We start from the raw sequence: 17,060 nt of genomic DNA, 5'->3' as shown, positions 1-17,060 counted from the left end.
ATAATCCATCCAGACAAGTGAAGCGATCGATTAACATTACAAAAACCTTAAATCTGTTGTAAGGTTTCTCATTTGCGAATTGAAAACAGGATTTGAACCGTCGTCCCTTCACCAACCGTTGATTTCAGCTGAATGTTATGATTCAGTCTTTTGCAGATTTCAGACACCAAATAGAGTCCCATCCCGGTTGATTCACGATACTTCCGCCCATTTTCGCCTGTGTAATAAGCCTCAAATACCCGTTCTACGTCTTTTTTAGGGATACCAATCCCCTCATCCTGTACTTCCAACACAATGACATGATCTCTTACGTGAGACATCAGTTTCAGACTGTGTGCATAACCTGAAGAATACTTCACCGCATTGGTCACCAATTGGTTAATTATGAATCTTAGCCACTTGGCATCGGTTATCACACACAACTGCTCGTCCACTTCATTGGAAGGATAGATTTCGTTGCGAATCAATAGTCTTTTGTTATCATAGATCACATCACTAACCAGTTTTCGTAATACAACAGGCTCCACATGAAAATCAGGTTCAAAGGATTCCAACCGTGACATATATAAAATCATGTCTAGTCCTTTTCCCATTCGGTCAATTTCATCGTAAATCTGATCCGATTCAGGATCTATTTTTCCTTTGAGGATTAAATGAATAACAGCAAGAGGAGTTTTCATCTGGTGAACCCACTGATTGATAAATGTAATATGATCACGCTGCTGATGCTCTAACTGATGAACTCGAGACTGATACAATCGGTAATATTGTAAAAGCAAATGTTGCAAAGAAGAGGCTAACGGATTAAGTACCTTCATCTGAATAAGCTCGTCTAAATCTCTAAGGTTTGCAGTGGATAATATTCGATATAAACCAGAGTACATGACATATCGGAAGAGCAAATAAACCAGCAATATGGAAGCCCCAAAAAAGACGGAATACAGGGCCGTCGACCAGTTACGGTAACCATCCAACCAATAGATACTTAACACAAGAAAAAGTTGGATGATATTAAAAATCACCAGCGAAAAATGGTCACGCAAAAAAAGCTTCACCGTTCATCCTCCTCAGTCAAGTGAAGCCGATAGCCAGCCCCTCTAACCGTCTCTATGATATCCCCCAGTCCCAGTTCGTTCAGCTTTTTACGGACACGAGTGACATAAACATTCAGTGTGTTTTCGCCCACATATTGGTGATCATCCCATAAAGCCTCTAAGAGATGAACTCTACCCACAACCTGTTTAGGATACGTCATCAATAGCTCTAACAATGCTACTTCTTTCTGGCTAATTTCTACATGCTTATCATGGTATACAAGTTCCATGATATCGGGATATAGCGTCAAACCTGACACTTTTAAGGAACGGGATTTTGGAGCAACGGCATAAGAACCATAGGCACGTCGCAGATTACTTTCTACTTTGGCTAATAATACTTCGGGATAAAATGGTTTCGTAATGTAATCATCTGCTCCGTTTTGCAAAGCAATGACCTGATCCATTTTATCATCGCGTGCAGATACAAAAAGGATAGGACATGTAGATTGAGTCCGAATTTGTCTACACCAATAAAATCCATCGAAACGAGGAAGATTCACATCAAGTAGTACCAAATCAGGCTCTACCTCTTGAAAGGCAACTAAAACTTGATCAAAATTTGAAACAATAACTCCTTGATAACCATATTTTTCAAGATAGGTTTGGAGCAAGGAGCTGATTTGAGGGTCATCTTCTACTATTAATATCTTTTGCATCGTGTTTTCTACCTTCTTAGTGCTTGAATTTTTAACAACTGATTTCTCTATAATGCCTTTATTTGATCATTCAAGCAATAACAACAATCTAATCCCCTTTGGTTGTAGATTTAGGAGGTTTTCGTGGTGGTGTATATAGAACCCCGGATAATATGCATGGTGCCAAATACCAGAGTGATTAACACTATAATTATAATAACGACAACTATGACTGTTATAATGGTTCTTTTACGATTTTTTAATATTTCATTGAAGCTTTGCTTTGGATCTTTCAATCTGCTCACTTCTTTCCTTGCCTAGCTATTTACCAGCATAATTAGCTTCTACATAACGAACAACAGTTGAATCTTACAAAAACATTTCTTTGCTGTAAGGTTTCTAATTACCTACAGACCATCATCGGATTGAAATTATGTATGTACATAACAAAACTGCCCGGGTTTGAGAATCTTTTTCTGATTCTCAAACCCGGGCAGTTTATTCTTTCCTTTCTATCCTTTTACAGCGGAACCTACCGTCATCGCCCGCTCCACTTGTTCACTCAAGAACAGGTAGACGAGTACCATCGGTAAGGAAGCCATGGTCATCACAGCACCCATAGCTCCCCAATCCGTGCTGTAAGAGCCTTGGAAGAAAAGCAAGCCGAGCGGCAATGTCTTCATATTTTCATCAGAAATGAGAATATAGGCCAAAGTGAACTCATTCCAGTTGTTTAAGAATTGAAAAATGGCTACAGTTGCAATTGCAGGTAATGCAAGTGGCAAAATGATCTTTAGGAACAGTCTATAAATATTAGCTCCATCCATGCATGCCGCCTCTTCGATCTCCTTAGGAATTCCTATAAGGAACCCGTAAAAAATCATTGATGAGAAAGGAAGGCCGATTGCGATATAGGGAAGAATAAGAGCTCCATACGTATTCGTAAGATGAAAATCACGAACAAGAATAGCCAGCGGGATCATGATAACCTGCAGTGGCATAAACATTCCTATGATCATATAAGTCCGGACTGCAGAACGGAACCTCCATCTCATACGAGCTACTGCGAAGGCAAACATCAGAGCTAGCAAAAGAATGAACAGAGTCGAAATCGTGGATACGACCAGACTGTTCAAAAAATAACGTGGAATATTAAACTGCGTCCATGCATTGATGTAATTTTCGTAGCGAAAATGCGTCGGCAGTCCAAATGGGTTAGAGACAAAGATCTCATCGTTATTCTTGAGCGAATAGGAAACCATCCAGAACAACGGGTAGACCGAAATAATAAAATACAACCACAGCGGTATCTGCAGAACAGCTTGTCTGAATTTGCTCAAAGCGGTTTTACTCATTTCGTTCTCCTTTTCGATACACGCCTTATCAGGCGGTTTGTCCGCGGTCGAACAGCTTATTGATAACTACAGTTGCCAATAGCGAGATTAGTACGAGCAGCACGGATACAGCACACGCATATCCATAATTGCTTTCCATAAAAGCATAGCGGTATATCATGAATGTCAATGTATAGTTTGTAGTACCAGGCCCGCCGTTTGTCATAATCAGCATCTGCACAAAGGCCCCAATTCCAGAAGTAATCGCAATTATGAAGCAAAATTTGTATGTCTCTCTCATTAGAGGAAGCGTGACATGCCAGTGCGCTCTCCATTTGCTGCAGCCATCAATCGTGGCAGCTTCAAAGTAATCCTCGGGTACTGACTTCACACCTGCATATAGCAGCGCAAATTGGTATCCCATAAACTGCCAGGCATTAACGAAGGCGATGGCAATAATCGATGCTGTCGGCGAACTCAGCCAATTTTGCTGATAGGGAATGTTTAAGAGATCAAACAGCCGATTGATTAATCCGTTGGTTGGATCATAGATTGCGATCCACAGCTGACACACCACGGTGACCGATAGGACAACTGGGATAAAATAAGACGTTTTCAATATTTTTCGTCCGCGTGTGCGTGGATCGGCACAGATTAGCGCTAATAGCGTTCCCAGACCGATCTGAAAGACCGCCAGCACAATGGCAAAGATTAATCCGTTCTTAAGCGAAGTAGCAAGTAAAGGATCGGAGAAGAGCTCTCTGTAATTACTCAATCCAGAGAAGGTCAGCGTGCTTAGGCCATCCCAATCATAAAAGCTGCGAATGACGGTTTGCAGCACGGGATATATCAGTATCACGCTATACAGTATCAAAGCAGGGAGGAGAAACAGTGCGAGCGCCGATTTGTTCCCCAAATATTTATTCATGTCTTGCTTCCACCCCTTATCTTTGGAACAGCATCCCCCAGCGACTTATCCGCCAAGGGTTGCCGAATTCCTGAATTCTCAGTTTTCTTTTTCCAATGTGCTATTCAGATTGTTCACAAAATCCTGTTCAGAGAAGTTGTCTACCATTAAATTTTGAGTATTGTCATTAATGGTGTTCTGAATTTTTGTATTGCTCAGAAGTTGAGCATATTCCTGCGCGTTTGGCAGCAACTCTTTGACGACCCGCTGCATCATTGCTGGGACATTAGAGGCCATTGGCTTATCCACTTTCTGCGAAACAATTGGACTTCCAAGTTGGGTGTATCTGTATTCGGCTGACTTTGTGGCAAGGAATGCCGCTACCTTTACGGCTGTTTCCTTATTTTTGCTACTTGATGATACTGCGTAGCCCTGCGGAGAACCTGAGCCGTCAATGAAATATTTGGATTTCTCGTAGGTTGCTTCATCCTTTGCAGGCCAGTACATCCAGTCGACCTGGTCGCCCAGCTTTTCCTGGGAGCTGTAAATTTCCCATTGTCCATTCACGAACATGGCAGCTTTGCCCTGATAAAACAGGGACGAAGCCTGATCATAATTGGTGTTCGTCGCGTTTGCATCGAATAATCCGGCTGCTTGCAGTTGCTTCATCTGCTGTGCCGCTGTTACGAATGCTTCCGGCAATGCTTTTACACCCTTCTCATCAAGTGCTCCAAATCCACGCGGCTGCTCCCTTGTAACTAGCCCATTATAGAAAGCGGTCGTAATCCATTTTTCTTTGGCAAAGATTGACATAGGTACGTAACCAGCAGCTTTCAACTTTTTCGCTGCATCGGCCATCTGGTCAATCGTCTTAAGCGGTGTTTTAATTCCTACCTTCTCGAAAATTGACTTGTTGTAATAGATCATTTGGAATTCAATGCCGGTTTCGGGATAAGCATACACATGGTTGTCTGGAGCTATCAAACGCGATTCAACACCCGGGTTAAGATTCTTCTTGAATTCGGCCGTTGTGTCATAGCTGTCCAGCACCTCAACATTTTTCGATTTTGCGAAAGTTTGCAGGACAGCCCAATCCGCTAAATAGACATCCGGCATATTGCCCGTTGCCGCATAGGTTTTAAGCTTCTGTCCTCCGTCCTGTACGGCAGGATCCAGTTCAATTTCTACGTTTGGCATCTTCTTTTTGAGCTCTTCCACCGCATAATCGAACGGCTTTATGGTATCGTCATCAAAATGCTGCGCATACACCTTCAACTTGATCGTACCGTCCCCTGCCTCACTCTTGGAAGAGGTCGAGTTATCTTCGCCACAAGCGACCAATCCGACGGACATGGTGAGCACTAGCAAAGCTGCACTCCAAATTTTGAGATTTTTTTTCATTTGTTTATCCCCCTCTTGTATAGTCTTTTATGATTGCGCTTTCATTTGCTTGACTACAGTATACTGCTGCTTCTTTTCTTCTTTAAGGAATAAAACGGGTATTATCAGTAAAAAACGGGACAAATAGAGCAGCGGTCCTCCAAAATAGGAAAACCGCCAGGCTTAATCATTGTGCTTGAGCCCCGCAAGGCAGATGCTACCTTTTTTTGAGTTGCTCATATTCAGTTGGTGTCATACCAAAACGTTTCTTGAAACATTTGCTGAAATAATTAGGGTCACTGTAGCCGACACTTTCAGCGATTTCTGTAAGCTTCCGATTTCCACTTAGCAAAAGCTCCTTGGCCTTCTTCATCCGGATGTGTGTAATATGATCCACGATGGAGAAGCCAGACTCCTTGCGAAAAATGCGCCGCAGGTAGCTGGGATCGACGAATACTCCGCAGGAAACCTGCTCAGCAGATAACTCTGCGTCTGCATAATGTTCCTCGATATAGTTGATCGCCGCTGCAAACAAATTGGAAGCCTTTGTAGGTCGCATATTCTCCATCAACTGGATCAGCTTGCGGTACAGGGCGAGCATCCAACCTTCAGCAGCCATCCAGGAATCTAACTCCCGCAGCCGGTCGTAAGGAGACTTGTCCCCTCCGTCATCCCATAGCCGTTCATAAGGAATGCCTCGTTCACTCGCAAAGGAAAGTGCCAGAGATACGATCCCCATAAGCATCGCATCTGCGTATTCGTCTCCCCATTTATATATGCTAAGCTGACGAATTGCCTTGCGGATCTCCTCTAACGTTTCACTGTCTTTCATTCGGAGGTCAAGCACAACCGCATCGCGTAGATGGCCCAAATCAGGCATACCTACTCTGCCATGCAACGCTTCGCCACCATGTTCCCTACACTCTGCGCGTTCGCTCTCCTGTGGAAGCACGGGTAATTTCGGCTTAATACGCTCCAACATTGAGAGCATTTCTTCTGCATTGAACGGTTTCAACAAATAATCCTGCACTCCGGTTCGAACTGCCTTCTGTAAATATTCAAATTCATTATGTCCAGATATAAATACAATAACGATGCGTTCGAATTTGACTTTCAACCTCTCGGCTAATTCAATTCCGTCAATGAAGGGCATATTGATATCTACGAGAGCGAGATGCGGCTGATGCCGATCGGCTTCCTGAAGTGCTTCCTGTCCGTTCCTTGCTTCGCAGCAAACCCGAAAACCATGACTTTCCCAATCTATCTTCATACGCAGAAAGTCTCGGAACAGCGGTTCATCATCGACAATCATCACTTTATACATCTTGGTGTTCACTCCCCTTTGGCAGCATCGGCAGCAACAGATCAACAATGGTTCCCTCTCCGGGAACACTTTGCACGAATATCCCGTACTCCTCGCCAAAATACAAACTCAGTCGTTGCTGGACGCTATAGGTGCCGATTGATCGTATTCCCTCTTTCGGTAAATGTCTGGACATAATGTTCTGAACTTGGATTTTGTCCATCCCCACACCGTTGTCCTCCACCCGGACCACCACTCTATTGGCCTGTGTAAAGGCGAAAATACGGATAAAACCTTTTGTTCCTTTCTTCTTAAGTCCGTGGTAAATCGAATTCTCGACAAGCGGCTGAAGCGAGAGCTTCGGGATCGGTGTACCTGCAAGCTCAGGAGGGATATCCACTTCATAGCGAAACACATCGGGATAACGGATTTGTAGAATCGTCAGGTAATCATCAGTAATCTGAGCTTCCTTTTCTAAAGTGATTAGTTCCCTTCCCTTGTTCAGCACCATTCGATAAAAATCTGCCAGCGCTTTTGTAGTATCTCTAGCCTCCTCATTACGTTCTAACTCATTGAGTGCATAAATGGTATCCAAAGTGTTGTACAGAAAATGCGGTTTAATTTGGGCACTTATCAGTGCAAGCTCATATTCACGCTTACGGTTCTGTTCCTGCCTTACCTCATCCAGCAGCTCCCGAACTCGTCTTATCATAAAATTAAACGCTTCAGCAATGGTACCGATCTCATCCTCTGTACGCACGGTTGTAACCGATTGCAAGTCACCAGTTACTACTTTTCGCATGGCCCCAGTTAGTTGTTCGAGAGGGCTAACGACCATTTTAGACAGAAAGCTAGCACCCAGCCAGGAAAAAACAAGGCATAACACGCCGATTAAGAGCGACAATCTAACATTTTGCCGGACATCAGCTGTAAGTAGGCTAAGAGAAACAATATTGACCAACTTCCATTCCATCCGGCTATAATCAGTGACCGTTATCAGGTTGCCCTCATACTCGAATGAGCACGTTCCATGGGATGCATTAGGGGCACAACGTTGGATGGCCTCACCCAACTGCGGATTCACCGGATTCATCAGCATCTCATTGTCTTCTGCCACAGCCACGCGCATTTCGTTATCTAAAAAATAATAAGATTTAGGCGCATCTGGATCGCTGGAACGAAAGTAATCGGACAAACCTTCTTCCTTCACTAACAGAAAAAGCGTTCCATAAGGTTCGCCGGTGTCTATATTAATGACCGTCTTCCCCAGCGTCAAAACGGGAGAGCTCGGATCTGGTGTTAGGAAATCTCTCTTCTCCATATCAAACCAGAGGGCCTGTCCATAACTTTCAGATTCCCTTACCCGCTTAAGCATGCTATAGATCTTGCGATCATCCCCGCTTTCGGTATAAGAGGCGAAAATCTTCCCTTCGTTATCAATGAAGACAGCGGCATCCACCTCACGAAAGATTGACAAATCAATGGATAGGCGGCTCTGCATCAAGTTTCCAAACTGAATAGGCTCCATGGCAGTATCAGGTTTGGCACCGTATGAATCATACATCCGGTTAATATTCGTGACCATAATATTGGCCGCCGTCTCCACACTCCTGAATATGTAATCGGTCCTAGACAAGATAAGCTGAGACTCATCGACCACATTGCTGGTGGTTTGATCTATCAAAGAACGGCTGAAAAGTTGGTTGGACAATAGTCCAAGAATAAGCAGAGAAACAATAATTAGCGGGAGAAATACTGCGATAACCTTGCTTTTAAAGCGAAGTCGACCAAACCACTTACGAGCTAGTGACAGAATATTCACCTAGAACCCCTCCTTCATCAAGAGAATATTCATCATGTTAACACAAACAATCTCTACAGTAGTAGATCAAAAATAAAGTTAAAAAAATTCAACCGTCCATCTTGAAAGTGCCTTAGAGATATGTTAGGATAAAGTCGATTTTTAGTAAAATTATTAACTAAAAAGGTGTGAGCTCTTTTGGCAACCATTAAAGACATCGCTCGCGAAGCGGGTGTGTCTGCCGCAACCGTTTCAAGGGTTTTAAATAACGATCTGTCACTATCCGTAAGCCCGGACACCAAAAGCAGAATTTTTGGGGTTGCCGAGCAACTCGGGTATAAGCCTACCCGGCTGAGGCAATTAAAGCAGAATACGGAACGTGCCGGGAAAACGGTCTCCCTCCTGCTGTGGTGTTCTATTGAGGAGGAAAGAGACGATCCGTATTACGCTTCGATCCGCCGTGGAATCGAACTGCGCTGTGAAGAGCTTGGCCTGACGTTGGGCCAGACCTTGCGAGGCCGCTCATCCATCGGCACCCTGCAAAAGGCGGACGGTCTGATTGTTGTGGGCGGCGTTGACCCTGAAGAGGTATTCAAGCTTCATCCTGACAAGAACACCATTGTCCTTGTCGACCAGTACCATGAACAGTTGGAGTATGATTCTGTGCGACTTCATTTCCGGCAAGCTGTTGATCAGGCACTCGGTCATCTACTTGAGCTTGGCCACCGACAAATCGGATTTATCGGCGGTAAGAGCGACGGTGAGCGAAGAGCTCATTATTTTGAACGATTTATGCGGGAACAGGGGTTGTACAATCCTCAATTCGTCCGTATAGGTGCCTGGAGTACCGCGGATGGTTATCTCATGATGAACGAACTCCTAACCCAACAGGAACGACCGACAGCCTGCTTCGCTGCAAGTGATCCACTCGCTATTGGTGCCCTCCGCGCCCTTCATGGACATGGAGTCAAGGTACCAGAAGATATGGCTGTTGTCGGCTTCGACGACATTGAGATGGCAGCCTTCGTGCAGCCTCCGCTAACCACTGTCCGTGCCTATCCCGAACAGATGGGAAAGGCTGCCGTGCAACTGCTCTCTGAACGGTTTGAGGGACGTGAACCACCTGCGTACAGCGTGATCGGGACTAAGCTTGTCATTCGGGAGAGCTCATGCAAAAAAGGCTAACATCAGTACTTGAGAGTCTTGTTGTCATTGATCAGTATCCTTACGTAAAACAATAATGATAACCCCCTAAGGAGTGAATATCATGAACATTCATGTTAACGAGGCGCTTGGTTTGTTTCATTTGCAGTCCAAGGATTGCAGCTATATTATCCAGCTTGTAGAAGGATATCCCGCACATGTCTATTGGGGAGCTCAACTTCATCATGACCAAAGTCTCGCAAGTATATTGGAGCTTAGGGAGCGTTGCTCTTTCTCTCCCACTCCCGTTTCTTCCAGCCGTACAATTTCTTTGGACACGCTTCCTCAGGAATACCCCCAGTATGGAACAAGCGACTTTCGTCAACCAGCTTACCAGGTTGCACTTGCGGACGGAACTCGGACTACGGAGCTGAAATATAGTGGTTACCGTATTGAACCTGGTAAACCAAAGCTCGAGGGACTTCCTTCCGTCTATGCCGAATCGGATGATGAAGCCACAACCCTCTTTTTGATCCTTGAGGATCAGTACTCGGGACTTAAGACTACATTGCTCTATACTGTATTTACGAACCACAGTGCCATTGCTAGGTCTACTCTTTTTGAACAAAAGGGAAGCGCTACCATTAATATTGAACACGCCATGAGCGCCTCTGTCGACTTCGCCGATTCCAACTACCAAGCTCTCTACTTATCTGGAGCCTGGGTTCGAGAAAGACATATCCAACGCCGCGATCTCGGACCCGGCTCTCTTAGGCTCGAGAGCCGAAGGGGTTCTAGCAGTCACCAAATGAATCCCTTTCTGGCACTGCTTCGTCCTGATGTGACTGAAGATCGTGGGGATGTTTACGGTTTCAGTCTAATCTACAGCAGCAACTTCGTCGCACAGGCAGAAGTAGAGCAATTCAATCAGACTCGTGTAAGTATCGGAATCAATCCTTTTGACTTCTCCTGGCGGCTTGAGCCGGGTCAGTCATTCCAGACCCCTGAAGCTGTATTGGTCTTTTCCGAAGAAGGTCTTGGAGGCATGTCACGCACCTATCACCGACTCTATCGCACACGTCTGTGCCGAGGGGCTTACCGTGACAAAGAACGTCCGATTCTCGTGAACAATTGGGAAGCCACGTATTTCGACTTCGACGCCGACAAAATCGAAGCGATTGCCAAGGAAGCAGGGCCTCTTGGAATTGAGCTCTTTGTTCTAGATGACGGTTGGTTTGGTAAGCGCGACAACGATGACAATTCGCTTGGGGACTGGTTTGAAGACCGCCGTAAGCTGCCTGGCGGACTTGCCGACCTGGCAAAACGGGTTAATGAACAAGGATTACAGTTTGGCTTGTGGGTTGAGCCGGAAATGGTATCACCGGATAGTGAACTGTACCGCAGCCATCCCGACTGGTGCCTGCATGCGGAAGGTCGGCGGCGAACGGAAGGCCGATCCCAACTGGTGCTCGATCTCTCCCGCAAGGAAGTATGCGACTACTTGTATGAGACGCTTAGCTCCGTATTCTCGATCGCTCCGATTACTTATGTCAAGTGGGACATGAACCGTAATATGACGGAGATTGCTTCGGCTACTGCTCCTAGCGAACGACAAAAGGAAACTGCACACCGTTATATGCTTGGACTTTACGATCTGATGGAACGTCTGACCTCCCAGTTCCCGGACATCTTGTTCGAAAGCTGTTCCGGAGGCGGTGGACGATTCGATCCCGGAATGCTCTACTATATGCCGCAGACATGGACCAGTGACGACACCGATGCCATTGAAAGATTGGCTATCCAGTACGGCACCAGCATCGTGTATCCAGCCAGTACCATGGGCGCACACGTATCGAATGTACCGAATCACCAGGTGGGGCGAATCACCTCCCTCGCTATACGCGGCGACGTGGCAATGAGCGGGAATTTTGGCTACGAACTTGACCTAACTGCCTTTACAAAGGAAGAAAAGGAGCTCGCTGCCAAGCAAATCGCTCAGTATAAGGAAATTCGTTCCCTCGTACAGCAGGGAGATATGTATCGACTCCTTAGTCCATTTGAAGGTCGAGGCGATACGTCCTGGATGTTCGTTAGCGAAGACCAGTCCGAAGCTTTTGTCGCTTACTTCCGTGTACTAGCAGAACCCAATGGGCCCATCCGGCGACTAACTCTAAAAGGACTTGACCCATATAAAAAGTATATTATCGAACACGGAGCGACGGACAACGCTGCAGTCCATGCGGGTAATACCTTAGTGGAAGATGGCGGTTCCCCCTTCTGCGTAGCATTTGATGGCGAAATTTTTGGAGGTGACCGGCTAATGAGAATTGGGATTGTTGTCTCGGATCTTTCTGGAGATTTCGCCAGCTCTACCTTCCGCCTCAAAGCTATTTCCTGCTAATCATGGATCAAGCCAGTGACGATAAAAAATTCAAACAAGGCAGACCGATTTTCCGGCCTGCCTTGTTTAATAACTTTGATCCCCGTGGATTAAAGACGCACAAGAGATTGCCAAGCAATTGATTATTTAATAACATCCTTGACTTTAATTCTCCATATCATATGATCAAAGTCTGTCCCCCAATAATCTTTTAATAAATAATCAGGAACTCCAAATTTCTTTTTCCATATTTTCTGCGCATTACGATATCCACTATCTAAACAGAACTCTTCTACTTCTTTATTCTTCAGCGCCAGATACATTGATTTCAACAATAAATTCCCTACCCCAATCTTCTGGTAGCCAGGGTGAACAGATACAGTTCCTACCTCGCACAAATTTTTAAATGTAGCATTGGTAAATTTACTTATTAGTTCACTTACTGGTCCAAATTCAATAGAACCCATTATTTGATTCCCATCTACAGCGATTAGGAAATATCGTTGTTCACCGTGACTCTCAAAGTCACGTTCCAAATATACCCTCTTAGTCTCAATTTCCTTCTCTATGTCTTCCAGCATATGACCAATGCCTTCTTTAGCAAACGTGTCTGTAATCACAATTCTAAACAATTCATTTAACTTTTCGATGTCCTTAATTTCCGGCCTTCTGATTTCGACATTATTCATCCTGATTTCCAACTTCTCATTCATCTAGAGTTCCGTCGATGTATGATGCAGTACGGGACGCTTTAAAAGCACACGATTCGATAACTCCATCAGGCTTGTTATTTCATAAGTGGGTAGAATACCAGACGCGTTTGTTTTCCCAGCAGGGTTGAACCAACAGGTATCAATTCCGTATTTGTTGCCTCCTTGAATATCGGAGGTCAAAGAATCACCGACCATGAGAACCTTACTTTTATCTGAAATGTCTAGCTTAGTAAATGCGTAATCGAAAATACCAGCTTGTGGCTTTTGGCAACCCACTTCCTCTGAAATAATTACCTGCTCAAACACATCACGCAGCGGTGAAAGCTGAATTCTGGAGGTTTGCACCTCTTTGATTCCATTCGTAATAATCGCCAAACGATAATCAGACAGCATATCACATAATTCAACAGCTCCATCCATCAAAAAAGCACCTTCACCCAAATAACGTAAATATGCAGCGCTAAAGGCATCTGGATTGAAGTCTAGGTCATGAACAGTAAATAATCGCTTAAACCGTTCCACACGCAGTTGCGCTGAGGTAATGTGTCCTTCCTCTGCCTCTCGCCACAACGCGCTGTTGATTTCATCATAACTAGATTTATACTCAGTGGCCCCTTGTGGCAATCCAAATTGGGTAAACGTATTATGTAGCGCATGACTCTCTGCCTTTTTAAAATCAAACAGCGTATCATCGACATCAAATAAAATAATTTCGTATTTCATAACGACCTCCATATCATTGCTTTACGACCTTTGTTCAGTTCCATGAGCCTTAGAAATGTTCCAGATAAAAGTACAACGAAGAACTAACAATACTTTATCACCTTTCGGTTATTATACAGAACCTAATTAAGCCGTCAAGTCACTAATAACAAAGTCATAGTATTTTGTTATCGGTGCAAAAGGTAAATAACGCTCAATAAGAATGCCCGTAAAATGAAGATGATTCTCATTTTACGGGCCCCTGAGCATCTAAGAGATGATTTAGCAAAAATCCTAATGATTTTCATTCATCCATTCGGTTAATGTTTGATAAAAATAATGAGATTCTTCAAACATTGGGTTATGACCACTATGTTCAAAAATCACTTTTTTCACGTTCGTATAGCTATCATCGACCATGTCCCATAAAGAAATTGGCGCAACCAAATAATCATACCTTCCCAAACCAATAAATACGGGTTTATGGACATCCGCCAAGGATTGTATCAGATTCATGTTTCCGAATGCTTCTCCCCATAAATAATCAATGATAGGCATATTCGTGTACACATCATTCCACATGTAAGCTGCATCATAGGTATAATCATAAAAGCTTTGAGCTCCCATACGTATACACATGTGAACAAATCTTCTATCAGGGTCTCTTTTAATATCTTCCTCTAATAAAACAATGTCCTTTTCGAAACGTTCCTTTCTTTCTGAACTGGCCGTTTCATAAAAGAATGAAAAGCTTTGCCGCTGTCTTTCTTGGCTGTTTGTAGGTGCTGAATTTAAAAGTACCACTTTTTGAACATGGTCCGGGTATTGTTTAGCATATTCTAAAGCCATAAAGGCATGCCCGGAATGTCCTAATATGATAAATTCATTTAGATGAAGGCATTGTCTTGCTATTTCTATATCATTAATAACTTTATCCAAAGTATAGTCTTCTAGTTTTAAAGCTCGAGTCGGTTTTGCAAACCCTCTATGATCCAGAAAAATAAACTGAAACTTTTTATATAAATGGTCTGAAAATAAGCGAGGATAATATACACTACTGCCGATCACCAATATCGGTCTTCCGTTACCTCTTATAGCATATTTCAGCTCAAATCCATCACTAATAACTGTTTGATAAGTGCTCATTTATAATCTCCTTTTCTTTTTTAAATCACTCCCTTTCCTTTGTGTAATTCCCTTGTATTCTCCATAGAACGTTCCAACACTTCAACTCACCTCAGAAAGTACAATTTTTATGAGAAAAGTTTAACATGTTTTTTTCAAAAACAAAACTGGTTTACTTTTGTCTTACTTTTCTTCACTTAAGGGATTCATACTGGATTTTTGACAAGCATATCTTTTTGGAAACAAAAAAACCGCGATAATCGCGGTTTTTTATGTAGAGGTCATACTTTTATTTGCTTGGCGACGTCCTACTCTCCCAGGACCCTGCGGTCCAAGTACCATCGGCGCTGGAGGGCTTAACGGTCGTGTTCGGGATGGGTACGTGTGGAACCCCTCCGCTATCGCCACCAAACATGAATTTACATCGTAAATTCTTTTTCAGGAATCAGCATCGCCAAATGCTGTGTGTTCGCTTGTTTCATATAAGCTACTTGAGCTTATACAATACAAAACTTACACCCTGAAAACTGGATCCGAAACTTATTTGCGTTTTATTTTAGGATAAGCCCTCGACCGATTAGTATTGGTCAGCTCCATGCATTACTGCACTTCCACCCCCAACCTATCTACCTCGTCGTCTTCAAGGGGTCTTACTAATTGGGAAATCTCATCTTGAGGGGGGCTTCACGCTTAGATGCTTTCAGCGCTTATCCCTTCCGTACATAGCTACCCAGCGGTGCTCCTGGCGGAACAACTGGTACACCAGCGGTACGTCCATCCCGGTCCTCTCGTACTAAGGACAGCTCCTCTCAAATTTCCTACGCCCACGACAGATAGGGACCGAACTGTCTCACGACGTTCTGAACCCAGCTCGCGTACCGCTTTAATGGGCGAACAGCCCAACCCTTGGGACCTACTTCAGCCCCAGGATGCGATGAGCCGACATCGAGGTGCCAAACCTCCCCGTCGATGTGGACTCTTGGGGGAGATAAGCCTGTTATCCCCAGGGTAGCTTTTATCCGTTGAGCGATGGCCCTTCCATGCGGTACCACCGGATCACTAAGCCCGACTTTCGTCCCTGCTCGACTTGTAGGTCTCGCAGTCAAGCTCCCTTCTGCCTTTGCACTCTTCGAATGATTTCCAACCATTCTGAGGGAACCTTGGGGCGCCTCCGTTACTCTTTAGGAGGCGACCGCCCCAGTCAAACTGCCCACCTGACACTGTCCTCGCACCGGATTACGGTACCAAGTTAGAACCTAGATACGATCAGGGTGGTATCCCAAGGATGCCTCCTCTCAAGCTGGCGCTCAAGATTCTACGGCTCCCACCTATCCTGTACAGATCGTACCCAAATTCAATATCAAGCTGCAGTAAAGCTCCATGGGGTCTTTCCGTCTTGTCGCGGGTAACCTGCATCTTCACAGGTATTAAAATTTCACCGGATCTCTCGTTGAGACAGCGCCCAAGTCGTTACGCCATTCGTGCGGGTCAGAATTTACCTGACAAGGAATTTCGCTACCTTAGGACCGTTATAGTTACGGCCGCCGTTTACTGGGGCTTCGGTTCATAGCTTCGCCCCGAAGGGCTTACCACTCCCCTTAACCTTCCAGCACCGGGCAGGCGTCAGCCCGTATACTTCGCCTTGCGGCTTCGCACAGACCTGTGTTTTTGCTAAACAGTCGCTTGGGCCTTTTCACTGCGGCCCCCTCGGGCTATTCACCCTACCGAGGCACCCCTTCTCCCGAAGTTACGGGGTCATTTTGCCGAGTTCCTTAACGAGAGTTCTTCCGCGCGCCTTAGAATTCTCTTCTCGCCTACCTGTGTCGGTTTGCGGTACGGGCACCTTCTCCTGGCTAGAGGCTTTTCTTGGCAGTCTGAGATCATGACCTTCGCTACTACAATTTTCGCTCCCCATCACAGCCCAGCCTTACGATGTGCGGATTTGCCTACACATCAGCCTCACTGCTTAGACGGACATCCATCAGTCCGCGTCACTACCCTACTGCGTCACCCCATCGCTCATAACGGATTACGGTGGTACAGGAATTTCGACCTGTTGTCCTTCGACTACGCCTATCGGCCTCGCCTTAGGTCCCGACTTACCCTGAGCGGACGAACCTTCCTCAGGAACCCTTAGGCTTTCGGCGGATCTGATTCTCACAGATCTTTTCGTTACTCATACCGGCATTCTCACTTGAATGCAGTCCAGCGCTCCTTACGGTACACCTTCAACCCGCATTCAACGCTCCCCTACCCCTGATGCAAAGCATCAAGCCATAGCTTCGGTGGTGTGTTTAGCCCCGTTACATTTTCGGCGCAGAGTCACTCGACCAGTGAGCTATTACGCACTCTTTCAATGGTGGCTGCTTCTAAGCCAACATCCTGGTTGTCTGTGCAACTCCACATCCTTTCCCACTTAACACACACTTGGGGACCTTAGCTGATGGTCTGGGCTGTTTCCCTTTCGACAATGGATCTTAGCACTCACTGTCTGACTCCCGGAACTAAATCTATGGCATTCGGAGTTTGACTGAGCTTGG

The 17,060-nt window shown here is 44.9% G+C and carries 12 protein-coding genes and 2 rRNA genes (1 of these 14 running past the window's edge); 2 read left to right on the top strand and 12 right to left on the bottom strand.

Annotation, left to right across the window (positions count from 1 at the left end; all coding sequences use genetic code 11):
- Positions 1 to 68: 68 nt before the first annotated feature.
- From T3H97_RS12110 to T3H97_RS12080, 7 genes are all read right to left on the bottom strand, one after another.
- Positions 69 to 1,055 (bottom strand): sensor histidine kinase, encoded by a 987-nt coding sequence (locus tag T3H97_RS12110; protein ID WP_328802668.1) that lies wholly within the window; start codon positions 1,053 to 1,055, stop codon positions 69 to 71.
- Positions 1,052 to 1,753, bottom strand: a complete 702-nt coding sequence (locus T3H97_RS12105; protein WP_311083170.1) for a response regulator transcription factor — start codon at positions 1,751 to 1,753, stop codon at positions 1,052 to 1,054. The genes T3H97_RS12110 and T3H97_RS12105 overlap by 4 nt, the downstream gene beginning before the upstream one ends.
- Before the next feature lie 491 nt (positions 1,754 to 2,244).
- Positions 2,245 to 3,087 (bottom strand): carbohydrate ABC transporter permease, encoded by an 843-nt coding sequence (locus tag T3H97_RS12100; RefSeq protein ID WP_149033066.1) that lies wholly within the window; start codon positions 3,085 to 3,087, stop codon positions 2,245 to 2,247.
- 28 nt (positions 3,088 to 3,115) lie between these two features.
- Entirely contained in the window at positions 3,116 to 3,994 is an 879-nt protein-coding gene (locus tag T3H97_RS12095; RefSeq protein ID WP_328802667.1) for a carbohydrate ABC transporter permease, read from the bottom strand.
- A 78-nt stretch (positions 3,995 to 4,072) separates the two neighbouring features.
- Complete coding sequence (locus T3H97_RS12090; protein ID WP_328802666.1) at positions 4,073 to 5,374, bottom strand: ABC transporter substrate-binding protein; 1,302 nt, start codon at positions 5,372 to 5,374, stop codon at positions 4,073 to 4,075.
- 196 nt (positions 5,375 to 5,570) lie between these two features.
- Positions 5,571 to 6,677, bottom strand: coding sequence for a response regulator (locus tag T3H97_RS12085; protein WP_328802665.1), 1,107 nt, complete (start codon positions 6,675 to 6,677; stop codon positions 5,571 to 5,573).
- Positions 6,670 to 8,478, bottom strand: a complete 1,809-nt coding sequence (locus T3H97_RS12080) for a cache domain-containing sensor histidine kinase (RefSeq protein WP_328802664.1) — start codon at positions 8,476 to 8,478, stop codon at positions 6,670 to 6,672. Before T3H97_RS12080 ends, T3H97_RS12085 begins: the two co-directional genes overlap by 8 nt.
- A gap of 177 nt (positions 8,479 to 8,655) precedes the next feature.
- On the opposite strand from T3H97_RS12080, the gene T3H97_RS12075 reads away from it, so the two are divergent.
- Together T3H97_RS12075 and T3H97_RS12070 are read left to right on the top strand one after the other, a co-directional pair.
- A complete protein-coding gene (locus tag T3H97_RS12075) occupies positions 8,656 to 9,642 on the top strand; it encodes a LacI family DNA-binding transcriptional regulator (RefSeq protein WP_250245050.1) in 987 nt (328 codons plus the stop codon).
- Between the two features lie 82 nt (positions 9,643 to 9,724).
- On the top strand, positions 9,725 to 12,001 hold the full coding sequence (locus tag T3H97_RS12070; RefSeq protein ID WP_328802663.1) for an alpha-galactosidase: 2,277 nt from the start codon (positions 9,725 to 9,727) through the stop codon (positions 11,999 to 12,001).
- Positions 12,002 to 12,123: 122 nt separating this feature from the next.
- Here the strand turns inward: T3H97_RS12070 and T3H97_RS12065 are convergent, their stop codons facing one another.
- The 5 genes from T3H97_RS12065 to T3H97_RS12045 all read right to left on the bottom strand — a co-directional run.
- The gene (locus T3H97_RS12065; RefSeq protein WP_328802662.1) at positions 12,124 to 12,669 is read right to left on the bottom strand and encodes a GNAT family N-acetyltransferase; all 546 of its coding nucleotides are present in this window, start codon (positions 12,667 to 12,669) and stop codon (positions 12,124 to 12,126) included.
- A gap of 24 nt (positions 12,670 to 12,693) precedes the next feature.
- On the bottom strand, positions 12,694 to 13,416 hold the full coding sequence (locus T3H97_RS12060; protein WP_328802661.1) for a YjjG family noncanonical pyrimidine nucleotidase: 723 nt from the start codon (positions 13,414 to 13,416) through the stop codon (positions 12,694 to 12,696).
- Positions 13,417 to 13,689: 273 nt separating this feature from the next.
- Entirely contained in the window at positions 13,690 to 14,541 is an 852-nt protein-coding gene (locus T3H97_RS12055; protein ID WP_328802660.1) for an alpha/beta fold hydrolase, read from the bottom strand.
- Between the two features lie 274 nt (positions 14,542 to 14,815).
- Positions 14,816 to 14,932, bottom strand: a 5S ribosomal RNA gene (gene rrf, locus T3H97_RS12050).
- A gap of 145 nt (positions 14,933 to 15,077) precedes the next feature.
- Positions 15,078 to 17,060, bottom strand: a 23S ribosomal RNA gene (locus T3H97_RS12045) (it continues 945 nt past the right edge of the window).

The organism is Paenibacillus sp. LX16 (assembly GCF_036252815.1).
GTDB classification, from domain to species: domain Bacteria; phylum Bacillota; class Bacilli; order Paenibacillales; family Paenibacillaceae; genus Paenibacillus; species Paenibacillus polymyxa_B.
The sequence above is the reverse complement of the archived record's forward strand: the minus strand, read 5'-3'. Positions and strand labels throughout refer to the sequence as shown.